The organism is Burkholderia sp. F1, assembly GCF_050813845.1.
GTDB classification, from domain to species: Bacteria; Pseudomonadota; Gammaproteobacteria; order Burkholderiales; family Burkholderiaceae; genus Burkholderia; species Burkholderia ubonensis.
The window spans coordinates 375,911-389,708 of sequence record NZ_CP172423.1 but is presented as its reverse complement, the minus strand read 5'-3'; the positions used below and the strand labels follow the sequence as shown (position 1 = coordinate 389,708).

The window sequence follows — 13,798 nt, the reverse complement described above, 5'->3', positions numbered from 1 at the left end:
CGGACACGCGAGCGGGCCGGTTTCGGACGAGTACTATACTGTATATTCGTACAGTTCTCCATTCGTGGCTGTTTCGGGGTTGCCGCCGACAGTACTGCGCCGCTCCGCGGGGAGACAAGCTTTTGGATCGGCTCGGCCTTGGAGTCCCCCTCTGCCGTGCTACTTTTTCGTCTTTAGCCCGCCTCTCCGACCATCAACCGCGATGATCTCCCCGTTGCTCGAAACCATCGGAGCCGTGCCGGACTTGCCGGCGATTCCCACCTTCCAGCAGATGGTGCGAAACACCATGGCGACCGCCCTGCGCCATCCCGACCTTGCAACCGTGACCAGGGTTGGCGTATCGGGTCAGGGCGAACCGATCGACATGATTTCGATCGGCGATGGCCCGATGTCGGCGCTGTTTGTCGGGGCGCCGCATCCCAACGAACCAGTCGGATGCCTGGTCATCGAGCATCTGATCGATCGCTTGTGCCACGATCATGCGCTGCGTCACGCACTGCCCTACCGTTGGCATTTCATCAAAGCGATCGAGCCGGATGCACTCCGGCTGAACGAGGGATGGTTTTCCGCGCCGGGAGATCTCTTGCGCTATTACGAGCACTACTACAGGCCCCCGACGGAACAACAGGCGGAATACACATTCCCGTTTGCCGAGGATGACCGGCTGGCGCGCCATCCGATGCCGGAGAACCGGGCCTGGCGCAAGGCGATCGAGCTGGCGAAGCCGGATTTTCTCTATTCACTGCACAATTCGGAGTTCGGCGGGGCGTTTTATCTTCTCTCCGACATGCCGGCCGGTCTGGCGGCCGAGTTGAAAGCGCTGTGCGACACCTATGGGTTGCCCCTCAATACGGTTGGCGACACTGCACTCAACGAGCTTCGATGGGAGCCGGGGCTCTTTCGGTTCCCCAATATGCAAGACCTCACGGAACGCACACAGGCCGTTTGCCGGGAACCCGGCGTGCGCCCAACGGGAAACTCAAGTGCCGGATACACGTCGGCCATGGGCACGCTCTCGTTGTTTGCCGAAGTTCCATACTGGGACTGTGAACGGTTGCGGGATGACACCCATTCACCTCATGGCGGCGCCGATGTCGATGCGGCGCTCGAAACATTGAACGTCGAGGTGGTCGCGCTGGCGAAGCGTGCGCTGGCGCTCGACTGCGCGAAATCCAATCAGGCGGCGTCGAACATGTGGCGCGTGGTGCAAACGCATTGCGATCATTTTTCGAGCCTGGGCAACGCGATGGTTGCCGATCCGGCGCGCGACCGGAAGCTTACATGGGCAGAGCACACGATTCGACACATCGGTGGACGACTCGAGCGGCTCAGCACCGTCGGGCTCGCCAGCAGGCTTGCCCTGATGTCGCTGGATCGAAGCGACGGCTTCCGTTTGGCCGCCGACTGCCACGACGTTCTGTTGCAGCAGATCGACACGTTGACCCAAACGGAAGGTTTACGGCCGGTTCCGCTCAAGCGGCTCGTTCAATTTCAGTTGCACGCAGGACTTGCGACCATGGTTGCGTTGAGCTCCCGCAAGCCAAGGCCTGGATAGAGGTGCATCTGTCCGGCATCCGCATGGCTGCCATGCGATCACGCTGCGGGCGGCACAGGATGATGTCCATCGCTGCCCTTGATGTGATTCCGCTGTCCCAAGCCAGGGCCAATCTGTCCGAACTGGCCGACCAGGTGAAGGCCGGGGCCGAGAAAATCATCGCGAAAAACGGCGAAAGCTACGTTGCCGTCATCGACGCGCAGCGGCTGGACTACTACCAGCAGCTGGAACGCGAGCGCATCCACTTGTTGCCGATGGAAGACGCGAGCAAGGGCTTGGCCGACGTATCCGCGGGCAAGGTAAAAGACGCTCGCAGCCCCCTTTCCGACATCAAGCGCCGCCGCACCACCAAAGCAGCCGGCTAACCGGCTGATTCGCCCCGTGAAAGCCCTCCATACCGTTAAGCTCACCGCCAACTTCGAGCACAACCTTGAACAAGTCGAAGCGTTCCTGCTGGAAGCCGAAACGCCGCAGGCGTTCGATGCTCTGCTGGACGATTCGCCACCAGCGGCAACTGTCGTTTGATTGGGCCAGTCACTGGCCGGCGTGAGCGGATACCTCTCGTTCCGGAAACCGCGCTCTGCCGAAAAAGTGTGACAGGTGGTCAGGCTGCTACACCGCGGCGACCGGGACGGTCGGCACGCCGGCGTATGGCGCAGGTCTGTCATGATTCCGTCGACGGCTCTCCAACCCGCACGGCGCCTTCCGGATACTCGATACCAATCAACCCGTGTTTGTCCCGGATGCCCAAAGGCGGGGCAGCCTCCACGCTCGCGCGATCGGCCCATTCGCAAACGGCCAGATTCGTGTTGGTCCGGTAATAGACGCGATGTTCGTCGACGGCAAAGAATCTCGTCAGAAAACACAGACTCTTTGCATCGAGCCCCGGCAACGGCTTGCGATAGTTCGGCCCCCACAGCACATGACCGCTGTCGTCGATCAGCACATCGTGAAAGACCGCGCGCGCGGTCTTGACGTCCACGCGCCCCGGCTTGGTCACGATCTTGCCATCGTAAAGAACCTGCTCGCCGATACGGGCATACCGGTAACCCAGGCTGACCACGCGGGCCGGATCGGCGATGCCGCGCTTGCGCACGCCGGCGCAGAACAGGTGCTTCGCATCCCTCGCGTAGGCGCCGCCGATATGCGCCAGACTGGCGACATCGGCCTTGACCACGACCAGACAGCGTTCGCCTCGATCGTAAATATCGGGCCCGAAATAGTAAGCCTGCCGCGAATCGCGATACCAGTCTCCGCCCAGGGATTCCAGCGTATCGGCGTCGCCATCGGCAACGAGTCCTTCGCCTGCGTATTCGTAGCTGCACGCGTCGCCGCTGGCGTAGTAGCGCAGCCCCGACGCATCGACGGCGAAGTTGTCGATCAGATGCCGAAAGCTGCCGAGATCGAAATTATTGAGGGCGCGGTACCGACGCCCGCTTCCGATGCGGGCCCATACCCGTTCGCCGTCGCTATGGAACGGGCCGCCGAGCGGGTCGAGCGGCCCGGTCCTGGTATCGCGCGCGGCCCGTTCTTCGGCCTCCTGCCGGCGCCGCGCCTCCTCGGCGTCGTCGATCGCCTGCTGCTCCGGCGTGACCTTCCATGCGTCCTTCTGCGCCTCCATGTGGCGTTCATGCAAGGACTGCACGGAGGCGATGCAAAACACGGCCTGCGGTATGGAGCGCAGATACAGGGCCCAATCCTCGTCGTCGCACCGGTAAAAACAGTGCATCGCCTCGCCGTCCCATCGGGACGGATCCGTGCGAGCAAGGAGAGCGGACTTGACGTCCTTGACCTTGCCCGGCACCACGAAAGTGACGCTGTAGTCGGTTTCACCGAAGAACGCGAGGCTGTCGTCATCAAACAGACGACGCATCAGTTTTTCCAGCTCTGGCAAGGTCATGGGCTCAGTCGATCCAAGTGCCGGGCAACATGGCCACGTCATCGCTTGCGAGGCTGCTTTTGAGCAATGATGGCCGCCTCGTTCTGCGGTCGCTTCAGCACCAGAAGCTTCCGGGAGGCGTCGACAAGATCCGGGTCCAGCGGCAGCGCATCGACTTGCGCGGACCGCGGGCGATCGGCGGCCGGCGCGGCGCCGGAATGGCGCAGCACCATCGCCGTCGTCTCCGGGGATAGATGCTTGAACACGTCCTCGCTCGCCTGTCCCCATGACCGGATGATCGGCCCCCAGTAGTTCTGGTGGAGCTTGTGCTTGTCCCCGATGATCAACCTGCCGTGCCGCGGATAGGAGCACGACGACTTGATCAATTGCTCGACCGCCGTTGCGATCGCGTCGAATCGCAACGACTCGGCGACGCAGAAGGTGACGAGCGAATGAGCCAGGCCGCCCATGCCGCCGCGCGTCGTGCCCCACTTCAGCTTGTCGATCGCCTCGTCGATCCCGATCGCGTACAGGCGCTCCTCTCCCGCCTTGTTGAAGCTTGTTGCAACGATGTAGTCGTCGTCTTTCTTGTCATCGAACGGATATCGATGAAAGTGATCGGAATATTTGCCGAACGGATGCCCGTTCAGGCTGTTGATGTACAGGTCGCTTTTTCGAATATTCAACGTAATGCCGCTGGTGTCCGTCGACGCGAACAGGCGAACGTTCACCGTTGCTCCCGGATCGCGCGTCGCGCACACCCGATACGCCTCGCCATCGAACCGGATCAGGTTGGTCGGATCGGTGATCGCGTTTCTCAGTTTCGCGATCTGGCTGCCCCAATCCCATCTCACTCTCAATTCGTACATTGTTGTTCTCCGCCAAACGTTTCGGAATCAGTCGCGGCTTTATATTCTGCTTCTTGCCGCGCTGCGGAACGCACAGCCCTGTCGACGACGCAAACGGGCCATGGTTGAACATCTTCGGCAGATGTTCTGCGGTCATTCTATACAGGTCGAGATGAACCACCTTCACTGCGCTGCGTATCGATTCCGGGAAAATATGCCGGCATCGGACGCCGCCGGCGACCGGGATCGCGCCCACGCTCGAAACCCGCGCAGGCGCCGCCCCGGCCCCGACGTACTCCCTCAGATATGCACCGCGTGCCCCAACGCCCGCAACGCCGCCTCCTGCATCGCCTCGCCGAGCGTCGGATGCGCGTGGATCGTGCCGCCGACATCCTCGAGCCGTGCGCCCATCTCGATCGACTGCGAGAACGCCGCGGCCAGCTCCGACACCCCTCGCCCGACCACCTGCCAGCCGACGATCAGGTGCGTGTCGCGCCGCGCGACGACGCGCACGAAGCCGTCGGTGGCCTGAAGTGTCATCGCCCGACCATTCGCGGCGAACGGGAACGACGCGCTCAGGCAGTCGACGCCGGCCGCCCGTGCGTCGTCCGGCGACCAGCCCGACGTCACGATCTCGGGATCGGTGAAGCAGACGGCGGGAATCGACGCGGGCACGAACTTGCGACGCCGGCCGGCGATCAGCTCCGCGACCATCTCGCCTTGCGCCATCGCGCGATGCGCGAGCATCGGCTCGCCGGCGACGTCGCCGATCGCCCACACGTTGCGCATCGTCGTCCGGCATTCGTCGTCGATGCGCAGCGCGCGGCCGTTGCGTTCGAGCGGCAGCGTCTCGAGGCCGAAGCCGTCGACGCGCGGCCGGCGGCCGACCGCGACCAGCACGCGATCGGCCGGCAGTGTCCGCTCGGCGCCGTCGGGCGCCTGCACGCGCACCGCGCCGTCGTCCGCGAGCCCGAGCACCTTGTGGCCGAGCCACAGCCTGACGCCGAGCCGCGCGAGCGAATCGGCGACCGGCTTCACGAGCTCCGCGTCATACGCGGGCAGCACGCGCTCCGCCGCCTCGACGACGCTGACGTCGACCCCGAGCTTGCGATAGACCGTCCCGAGTTCCAGCCCGATGTAGCCCGCGCCGACGACGACCAGCCGCTTCGGCAACGTCTTGGGCGACAGCGCCTCGGTCGACGACACGACATGCCCGCCGAACGGCATCGACGGCAGCGCGACCGGCTCGGAACCCGTTGCGAGCAACAGATGCTCGCAGCCGATCCGGATCGTCTCGCCGCCGGCGGCGACCTCGACGGTCTTGCCGTCGATCATGCGCGCGTCGCCGTGCAGCACGCGCACGCCGTTCTTCTTCAGCAGCGCGCCGACGCCGCGCGTCAGTCGATCGACGACGCCATCCTTCCACGCGACGCTGCGCGCGATGTCGATCTCCGGCGTGTGCACGCGGATGCCGAGCGCCCCTTCGCCGGCCTGGTCGCGCGCCTGCTCGAATGCGTCGGCGACGTGGATCAGCGCCTTCGACGGAATGCAGCCGATGTTCAGGCAGGTGCCGCCGAGCCGGTCGCGCTCGACGAGCAGCGTCGGAATGCCGAGCTGTCCGGCGCGAATGGCGGCGACGTAGCCGCCCGGGCCGCCGCCGATCACGAGCAGCGTGGTGTGTTCGTTCTTCATTGCGCTCACTCCACGAACAGCAGCGCCGGGCGCTCGAGCAACGCGCGCACCGCCTGGATGAATTCGGCCGCGTCCATGCCGTCGACGACGCGATGATCGAACGACGACGACAGGTTCATCAGCTTGCGCGCGACGACCGCGCCGTCGCGGAACATCGGCCGCTCGACGATGCGGTTCACGCCGACGATGCCGACCTCCGGATGATTGATGACCGGCGTCGACACGATGCCGCCGAGCGGGCCGAGGCTCGAAATCGTGATCGTCGAGCCGGTGAGTTCGTCGCGCTGCGCACGGTTGGTGCGCACCGCGTCGGCAAGCCGCGCGATTTCGGCCGAGATCGACCACACGTCGCGCGCTTCCGCGTGACGCAGCACGGGCACCATGAGGCCGGCGTCGGTCTGCGTCGCGACGCCCATGTGCACCGCGCCGTGACGGGTCACGACGCCGGCCTCGTCGTCGAAGCGCGCGTTGATCTGCGGAAAGTCGCGCAACGCGATCACCATCGCGCGGATCAGCAGCGGCAACGGCGTGAGCCGGCCGCGCGCGTCGCCGTAGCGGCGGTTCAGTTCCGCGCGCAGCGTCTCGAGCTCGGTCACGTCGATTTCCTCGACGTAGCTGAAGTGCGGGATGCGCCGCTTCGCTTCCTGCATCTTGCGTGCGATCGCGCGGCGCAGGCCGATCACCGGCACGTCAGTCTCGTCGGTCCGCTCGTCAAAGCCGCGCGCAGGCCGGGCGTCTGCCCGGCTGCCGTCGCGCGCGTACGCATCGAGGTCCGCGTGCAGGATCCGCCCGGCGTCGCCCGTGCCGCGCACGTAGCGCAACTCGATGCCCATGTCCCACGCGCGCTGGCGTACCGCCGGCGACGCGAGCGGCCGCTCGCCCGGCGCAAGGGCCGCGCGCGGCGGCTCGGCGGGCGAGCGGCTCGCCGCGTGATCCGCATCCGCGGCAGGCGCCGCAGGCGCAGGCGCTGCCGCAGCCGTGACAGCGGCTGTCTCGGCCACGGCGGCCTCGCGCACGTCGGCGCCCGGCTTCAGGTTGCCGTCGCCGTCGACCTCGAGGCGAATCAGCTCGCTGCCGACCGCCATCATCTCGCCGATCCTGCCGCCGAGCGCAAGCACCTTGCCCGTCACGGGCGACGGAATCTCGACCGCCGCCTTGTCGGTCATCACGTCGGCGAGCGGCTGGTCCTCCTTGATCGTCTGCCCTATTTCCACATGCCAGGCCACCAGCTCGACCTCGGCGATCCCTTCGCCGATATCCGGCATCTTGATGACGTGAATACCCATGTCAAGCCTCCATCACGCGTCGCAACGCTTCGCCGACCCGGCTCGGGCCGGGGAAATACGCCCATTCCTGCGCATGCGGATACGGCGTATCCCAGCCGGTCGTGCGCTCCACGGGTGCCTCCAGGTGGTAGAAGCAATGCTCCTGGACGAGCGACACCAGCTCAGCGCCATACCCGCAGGTGCGTGTCGCCTCGTGCACCACGACGCAGCGCCCGGTCTTGCGCACCGATGCGACGACCGTATCCAGATCGAGCGGCCACAGCGTGCGCAGGTCGATCACCTCGGCATCGATGCCCGTCTCTTCGGCCGCGGCAAGCGACACGTGGACCGTCGTGCCGTACGTCAGCACCGTCACGTCGCTGCCGGTGCGCACGATGGCGGCCGAGTCGAGCGGCACCGTGTAGTAGCCCTCGGGCACCGCGCTCGCCGGATGCTTCAGCCACGACGTGACGGGCCGTTCGTGATGGCCGTCGAACGGCCCGTTGTAAAGCCGCTTCGGCTCGAGAAAGATCACCGGGTCGTCGTTCTCGATCGCCGCGATCAGCAGCCCCTTCGCGTCGTACGGGTTCGACGGCATCACCGTGCGCAGCCCGCACACCTGCGTGAACATCGCCTCCGGGCTCTGGCTGTGGGTCTGGCCACCGTAGATGCCGCCGCCGCACGGCATCCGGATCGTCATCGGCGCGGTGAACTGGCCCGCGGAGCGGTAGCGCAGCCGGGCGCCTTCCGACACGATCTGGTCGGATGCCGGGTAGAAGTAGTCCGCGAACTGGATCTCGCACACGGGCCGCAACCCGTACGCACCCATCCCGACCGCCGCGCCGACGATCCCGCCTTCCGAGATCGGCGCGTCGAATACGCGCGACTTGCCGTACTTCGTCTGCAGCCCTTCGGTGCAGCGGAACACGCCGCCGAAATAGCCGACGTCCTGGCCGAACACGACCACGTCGCCGTCGCGCCCGAGCATCACGTCCATCGCGGAGCGCAGCGCCTGGATCATCGTCATCGGCTGCGCTGCGGTCGTCGTTGCTTCTTGTTGCGCCATGATTACGCCCCCAGTTCCTGGCGCTGACGACGCAGATGCGCGGGCAGCTCCTTGTACACGTCGTCGAACATCGACGCCGGCGACGGAATCCGCTCGTCGGCCAGCGTCCCGAATTTCTCCGCTTCCTTCTGCGCGGCGATCACCTCGGCTTCGAGCTCGGCCGTGAGCGCGTCGTGCGCGCTGTCCGACCAGATGCCCTTCGCGATCAGGTGGCGCTTGAAGCGGGCGATCGGATCGCCGAGCGGAAAGTGGGTCCAGTCGTCGCTCGGCCGGTATTTCGACGGATCGTCCGACGTCGAGTGCGCGCCCGCGCGGTACGTCACCCATTCGATCAGCGTCGGGCCCAGGTTGCGGCGTGCCCGTTCGGCCGCCCAGCTCGACGCCGCGTAGATCGCGAGGAAATCGTTGCCGTCGACGCGCAGCGACGCGATCCCGCAGCCGACGCCGCGCCCCGCGAACGTCGTCCCCTCGCCGCCCGCGATCGCCTGGAACGTCGAGATCGCCCACTGGTTGTTGACGACGTTCAGCACGACGGGCGCGCGATACACGTGCGCGAACGTGAGCGCGGTATGAAAGTCGGCCTCCGCCGTCGCGCCGTCGCCGATCCAGGCCGACGCGATCTTCGTGTCGCCCTTGATCGCCGACGCCATCGCCCAGCCGACCGCCTGGATGAACTGCGTCGCGAGATTGCCGGAGATCGAGAAGAAGCCCGCGTCGCGATCCGAATACATCACCGGGAGCTGGCGCCCCTTCAGCGGGTCGCCCTCGTTCGACATCAGCTGGCAGATCATCCGTTCGAGCGGCACCTCGCGCGCGATCAGGATGCTCTGCTGCCGGTAGGTCGGGAAGCACATGTCGCCATGCCGCAGCGCCATCGCATGCGCGGCGCCGATGGCCTCTTCACCGAGGCTCAGCATGTAGAACGAGATTTTCTTCTGGCGCTGCGCGATCAGCATGCGCGCGTCGAAAATGCGGGTCTTCAGCATCGCCCGCATCCCGGCGATCAGCCGCGCGTCGTCGAGATCCGGCGCCCACGGGCCGACGGCTTCACCGCGGTCGTCGAGCACGCGCACGAGGCCGCGGGCGAGATCGGCGGTGTCCGCCGCGGCAACATCGATCGGCGGGCGTCGTACCGCGCCGGCCGGCGATAGATGCAGATAGGAAAAGTCGGTCTGGCAGCCCGGGCGCCCCGTAGGCTCCGGCACATGCAGACGCAATGGCTCTGACAGGCTCATCGTGTCGTCTCCACGCTCGATTTTGTCTCACGCTGATAGGGGCACGCGCGGCCGGTTGCCGGCTCGCGCGTGGCGTGGCGCGCGGATAAGCGCACCAACCTTGGGAATTTATGTAATGCCGATCTGCCCGTCGATGCCCAACCCGCTCGATCGTGTTGAGCAGATTTGCCATGGGTCGGGGCGCACGGCCATGCGCGCTCGCCGCCTTTGCAGCGCTTCGGATCGTTCCGGAAACTTTTACCGCTGCGGCGATCGAGGCGAAGGAGAAGAAGGACCGCGCGCGATGCGCGCGGCCGTCGAGGAAGGGTTCATGCCGGACGACGCCGGCGCGCCGATTCGTTCAACCGCGGCCGGCGCGGCCGCCCGAGCCTGCGCTCAGAACATCTGACGCAGGCCGATCGCCGCGCCGACGTTGTTGGTCCGGCCGATCTGGTCGACCCTGCCGGTGGCCGGGCCGGTTGCGCCCGGATAGTCGGCAGCGAACGCGCCGTTGCCGCGCGCGAAATCCACCGTGCCGTACACCTCGGTGTGCTTCGACAGCGCATACTCGGCCAGCACGGTCGCGGAGTAGTTGATGCCGGAGCCGAGCGTGCCGTCGAGCCGCTCCGCGTTGCGCGCATGGCCGTAATAGCCGGCCACCGTGATCAGCAGCGGCGCGGTGGCCTGCCAGTTGGCGCCCACGTAGAACGTATCGTCGATGCGGTTCGGGCTGCCCGCGCGCAACGTCGGCGCGCCGGCTTGCTGCATGTTGAAGTCCGTCGTGCCGGTCTTGTCCTGGCCGTGCAGCCAGCCGGCCAGCAGCCGCACGGCCGGGGTGACCTGATACGCGCCGCTCACGTGCAGGAAGTTCACCTTCGCGCCGTTGACCGAACTGCCGTTCAATGACGATACCGAGGTCTGGTGGAAGCCCGCGTTGATCGACGCCGGCCCGTGCGCATAGGTCAGTTCCACGCCGTACGTGCTGTCGAGGCCCATTGCGCCGGCGTGATTGCCGAAGCCGTAGATCGCGTCGACGCTGAAACCGTTGTACGAGAACTGGTACTTGACCGAATTCGGCACGGTCAGGAAGTTGCCGATGCCGTTGTACATCCAGCTGTCCTGCCAGTAGTTGCCGACGGTCAGCGGATCGAAGGTGTCGCCCATCGTGTCGTACAGCGGCGCGTACTGGTTGCCGAAGGTCAGCGTGCCGTAGCGGTTGCTCGACAGCCCGACGTACGCCTGCCGGCTGAACAGCGTGTTCGCCACGTGCAGTTTCCCGTCGCCGAGTTCGAAGCCGTTCTCGAGGCGGAAGATCGCCGACAGGCCGCCGCCGAGGTCTTCGCTGCCGCGCAGGCCCCACCGGCTGTGCGTTTCCGGGCCGACCGTCATGCCGATCAGGTCCTTGCCGTCCGGGCCGGCATTCGTTTGATAGCGAATGGCCGTGTCGACGAGGCCATACAACGTGACGGAACTCTGCGCAAACGCGGACGACGCTGCAACGGCGAACACCGCGCCAATACCACTGGAAATGACGACGCCTCTCATGAATAGGCCTCCCTGATCGGTTGATTTTGTAAGCAGTCCGATAGCTTTTCGGCTTGGGGATCGGAACTGCGATCGGGAGAATAATCGGTCATTTTCACCGCACAAATTGCCGGCAATGGAGTGGTCCTTTCCATTCTCGACAACAGTTCAACAGTGCAACAGTCGCGGCGACGAGCGTGCGCTTGTCAACGCGCGATGACCTGCCTATCTTCACACTTTGGTCACCCCCTTCAAGCAATCTGGCTGGACGACCCTTCACGCGACGGGTCGCTACCTTCAGGAGAGCATCCGCCATGGCCGAAAAAAAACGCATTCATGCCGCGCTCCTCGCCGCCGCGATCGCGACGATGGCGCCGGCCTGTCATGCCGCGCAAAACACCACCGACTGGCTGGCGAACACCTATGGCACCCTCGCCGCCCACGTCGGCAACGCCGCGCGTTCCATGTGGGTCGCGCCCGAAGGCGTCATCTATACGGCTTCCAACTGGGACGAGGACGAGGGCGGCGTCGCCGTCTACCAGAACGGCAAGAGCCTCGGCTCGATCGGTGCGCACGGCGAGTTTCAGGGCGGCGCGATCACGGGCAACGCGACGTCGATCTTCGCGGCGCTGCAGGCCAACAGGTCGTACGGCAGCGGCGCGGTGGGGCGCTACAACCGCGCTACCAAGGTCCGCGACCGGTTCATCCAGGTGAGCGCGTCGACCAACCAGACGCGGGTCGACGTCGTCACCGGGCTCGCCACGGCGGGCTCGCTCCTCTATGCGAGCGACTTCTACGGCAATCGCGTGCGGATCTTCACCACCGACGGCGTCTGGCAGCGGGACATCAACGTGTCGGGCCCGGGCGCGCTCGCCGTTGATGGCGCAGGCAACGTCTGGGTCGCGCAGAAGAGCGCGGGCACGATCGTCGAGTTCGGTCCGACCGGCGCGCTGCTGAACACCATCCGGATGGCCGGCGAGTCGCGGCCGTCGGCGCTCCATTTCGATGCGTCGTCGAAGCAGCTGATGGTCGGGGACGAAGGCCCCGACATGAACATCAAGCGCTACAACGTCGCAGGCACGCCGACGCTGGCCGGCACCTTCGGCATCCAGGGCGGTTATCTCGACACCACGACGGGCATCAAAGGCCAGGTCGGCGCGCAGCGCTTCACCCGCGTCGCCGGCATCGGCAGGGACACCGCCGGCAACCTCTATGTGCTCAACAACCCGTGGGGCGGCAGCTGGGACCTCGGCCGCAACGGCGCCACCGACATTCATGCGTACAACGGGGCGGGCAACCTGCAGTGGACGCTTCAGGCGCTCAACTTCGAGGGCATCGCCGCGCCGGACCCGGTCACGGACGGCGCGCTGTTCTATGGCGGCACCCACATCTACAGCGGCGGCGCGGGCGGCGCCTTCGTCGCGAACACCGTCGATCCATTCGCCTACCCGTCGGACCCGCGTATCAACATGAACGATGTGCAGCGCGACGAGCATTTCGGGCTGCTCGCGTCCGTCGGCGCGCACCGGATTCTCGTGGCGGCCGGCCAGAACCCGCCGATCTTCTACTTTTTCCATTTCAACGCGGCGAACGGCCATATCGCCATTCCGGATGCATCGATTCCGGGGCCTGCGTTCAATACGGCCCTGCGCGTCTCGAGCGGATTCAGCATCGACAGCAAGGGGGACGTCTGGGCCGGCCTGGACAAGACGGGTTCCATCTACCACTACCCGCTGACCGGCTTCGACGCCGGCGGCAAGCCGTCATGGGGGCCCGGTGTCCCGATCCGCGTTCCCGCGAGCATCCAGCCGCTGACGCGCATCGTCTATCTCGCGGACAGCGACACGATGATTCTCGGCCAGAGCATCGTCGGAAGTACGGACTGGACGGCGATCGGCACGCGGATCGAGGTGTATCACGGCTGGAGCGCGGGCAACACCACCGCCCCCAATCCGGTGATCACCCTCCCCAATGCCGGCGCCAAGTCGATGGACGCGGCCGGCAACCATCTGTTCGTCGGCTACTGGTTCGGCGGCAGCGGGCCCGCCCGGCCGAACGTCGACGCGTTCAACCTCACCACCGGCAATCTCGACGCCACGCTGGTCAATACCAGCAGCGCTACCGTCGACGCCAGCAGCGCCATCGACTCGATGTACGGCATCAGGGCATACCGTCGAGCGACGGGCGAATACGTGGTCACGAAGAACAACGTCAAGGGCAACAGCGTCACCGTTTATCGGTGGACGCCTTGATCGTTCGGCATCCGGCGCCCGGCGCCACGCGAAGGTCCCCCAAGGGCCGCCCCGGCGGCGTGACCCGCGCGGCGTCGCGGCACGGGTCGAACGACATGCGACGCCACGCGTCCTCGCGGCCGCCAGCGGCGCGCAACAGTACAACTTTATCGGCCACAGCCGCGGCGCCGTCGAGTACATCATGGCCGCGTGGTCGTCGCGCGGGCGCCGCCGTCCAACGGGTCTTTCTGCCGGCCGGCGGCCACACGCGGGATCGTGTTGGCACTCTGCCACGGCAACTGCTGCGCCATATCGGTGACGGCCTCGGCCAGCCGACACCTTCGATCGCGTTTCTGCGCACGCCCTACCAACGCTACAAGACCCAATACGAGCACCAGGCGTGGGCGTGCGAATACCTCGGTCCGACGTCGATCGGTGCCGACCAGTGGGCCGGGCCGACAGCGTGGATGCCTCAGAATCGCTCGCGCTCGAGGAATTGGCGCAGCATGCGCGCCACTGGCTGT

The 13,798-nt window shown here is 66.0% G+C and carries 12 protein-coding genes; 5 read left to right on the top strand and 7 right to left on the bottom strand.

The features are described 5' to 3' along the window. The first annotated feature begins 214 nt into the window (after positions 1–214). From ACFIMZ_RS36005 to ACFIMZ_RS35995, 3 genes are all read left to right on the top strand, one after another. Positions 215–1,555, top strand: coding sequence for a zinc carboxypeptidase (locus ACFIMZ_RS36005; RefSeq protein ID WP_431826018.1), 1,341 nt, complete (start codon positions 215–217; stop codon positions 1,553–1,555). A 62-nt stretch (positions 1,556–1,617) separates the two neighbouring features. Continuing rightward, positions 1,618–1,920, top strand: a complete 303-nt coding sequence (locus ACFIMZ_RS36000) for a type II toxin-antitoxin system Phd/YefM family antitoxin (RefSeq protein ID WP_431826041.1) — start codon at positions 1,618–1,620, stop codon at positions 1,918–1,920. 16 nt (positions 1,921–1,936) lie between these two features. Next, positions 1,937–2,080: a hypothetical protein gene (locus ACFIMZ_RS35995; protein ID WP_431826017.1), complete on the top strand. Its 144-nt coding sequence runs from the start codon at positions 1,937–1,939 to the stop codon at positions 2,078–2,080. A 139-nt stretch (positions 2,081–2,219) separates the two neighbouring features. Here ACFIMZ_RS35995 and ACFIMZ_RS35990 read toward each other — a convergent pair whose 3' ends face one another. From ACFIMZ_RS35990 to ACFIMZ_RS35965, 6 genes are all read right to left on the bottom strand, one after another. Further along, entirely contained in the window at positions 2,220–3,455 is a 1,236-nt protein-coding gene (locus ACFIMZ_RS35990) for a hypothetical protein (RefSeq protein WP_431826016.1), read from the bottom strand. Between the two features lie 38 nt (positions 3,456–3,493). Beyond that, positions 3,494–4,165 carry a hypothetical protein gene (locus ACFIMZ_RS35985; RefSeq protein WP_431826015.1) on the bottom strand — a complete coding sequence of 224 codons (672 nt, stop codon included), beginning with the start codon at positions 4,163–4,165 and terminating at the stop codon, positions 3,494–3,496. Between the two features lie 417 nt (positions 4,166–4,582). Continuing rightward, on the bottom strand, positions 4,583–5,974 hold the full coding sequence (gene lpdA / locus ACFIMZ_RS35980; protein WP_431826014.1) for a dihydrolipoyl dehydrogenase: 1,392 nt from the start codon (positions 5,972–5,974) through the stop codon (positions 4,583–4,585). Positions 5,975–5,979: 5 nt separating this feature from the next. Then, a complete protein-coding gene (locus ACFIMZ_RS35975; RefSeq protein ID WP_431826013.1) occupies positions 5,980–7,260 on the bottom strand; it encodes a dihydrolipoamide acetyltransferase family protein in 1,281 nt (426 codons plus the stop codon). Position 7,261: 1 nt separating this feature from the next. Continuing rightward, on the bottom strand, positions 7,262–8,305 hold the full coding sequence (locus tag ACFIMZ_RS35970) for an alpha-ketoacid dehydrogenase subunit beta (protein ID WP_431826012.1): 1,044 nt from the start codon (positions 8,303–8,305) through the stop codon (positions 7,262–7,264). Between the two features lie 2 nt (positions 8,306–8,307). Then, entirely contained in the window at positions 8,308–9,540 is a 1,233-nt protein-coding gene (locus tag ACFIMZ_RS35965; protein ID WP_431826011.1) for a 3-methyl-2-oxobutanoate dehydrogenase (2-methylpropanoyl-transferring) subunit alpha, read from the bottom strand. A 133-nt stretch (positions 9,541–9,673) separates the two neighbouring features. Between ACFIMZ_RS35965 and ACFIMZ_RS35960 the strand changes: the two genes are divergently transcribed. Continuing rightward, entirely contained in the window at positions 9,674–9,928 is a 255-nt protein-coding gene (locus ACFIMZ_RS35960) for a hypothetical protein (RefSeq protein WP_431826010.1), read from the top strand. On the opposite strand, the gene ACFIMZ_RS35955 is transcribed toward ACFIMZ_RS35960, so the two are convergent. Next, the gene (locus ACFIMZ_RS35955) at positions 9,916–11,064 is read right to left on the bottom strand and encodes a porin (RefSeq protein ID WP_431826009.1); all 1,149 of its coding nucleotides are present in this window, start codon (positions 11,062–11,064) and stop codon (positions 9,916–9,918) included. The genes ACFIMZ_RS35960 and ACFIMZ_RS35955 overlap by 13 nt on opposite strands. A gap of 293 nt (positions 11,065–11,357) precedes the next feature. On the opposite strand from ACFIMZ_RS35955, the gene ACFIMZ_RS35950 reads away from it, so the two are divergent. Next, on the top strand, positions 11,358–13,295 hold the full coding sequence (locus tag ACFIMZ_RS35950) for an SMP-30/gluconolaconase/LRE-like region family protein (RefSeq protein ID WP_431826008.1): 1,938 nt from the start codon (positions 11,358–11,360) through the stop codon (positions 13,293–13,295). Positions 13,296–13,798: the final 503 nt, after the last annotated feature.

Bases quoted from the DNA above. Each gene is read 5' to 3' on its own strand.
- ACFIMZ_RS36000 (WP_431826041.1), top strand. From the start codon at position 1,618: ATGTCCATCGCTGCCCTTGATGTGATTCCGCTGTCCCAAGCCAGGGCC.
- ACFIMZ_RS35990 (WP_431826016.1), bottom strand. From the start codon at position 3,455: ATGACCTTGCCAGAGCTGGAAAAACTGATGCGTCGTCTGTTTGATGAC.
- lpdA (WP_431826014.1), bottom strand. From the start codon at position 5,974: ATGAAGAACGAACACACCACGCTGCTCGTGATCGGCGGCGGCCCGGGC.
- ACFIMZ_RS35975 (WP_431826013.1), bottom strand. From the start codon at position 7,260: ATGGGTATTCACGTCATCAAGATGCCGGATATCGGCGAAGGGATCGCC.
- ACFIMZ_RS35970 (WP_431826012.1), bottom strand. From the start codon at position 8,305: ATGGCGCAACAAGAAGCAACGACGACCGCAGCGCAGCCGATGACGATG.
- ACFIMZ_RS35965 (WP_431826011.1), bottom strand. From the start codon at position 9,540: ATGAGCCTGTCAGAGCCATTGCGTCTGCATGTGCCGGAGCCTACGGGG.
- ACFIMZ_RS35960 (WP_431826010.1), top strand. From the start codon at position 9,674: ATGCCCAACCCGCTCGATCGTGTTGAGCAGATTTGCCATGGGTCGGGG.
- ACFIMZ_RS35955 (WP_431826009.1), bottom strand. From the start codon at position 11,064: ATGAGAGGCGTCGTCATTTCCAGTGGTATTGGCGCGGTGTTCGCCGTT.
- ACFIMZ_RS35950 (WP_431826008.1), top strand. From the start codon at position 11,358: ATGGCCGAAAAAAAACGCATTCATGCCGCGCTCCTCGCCGCCGCGATC.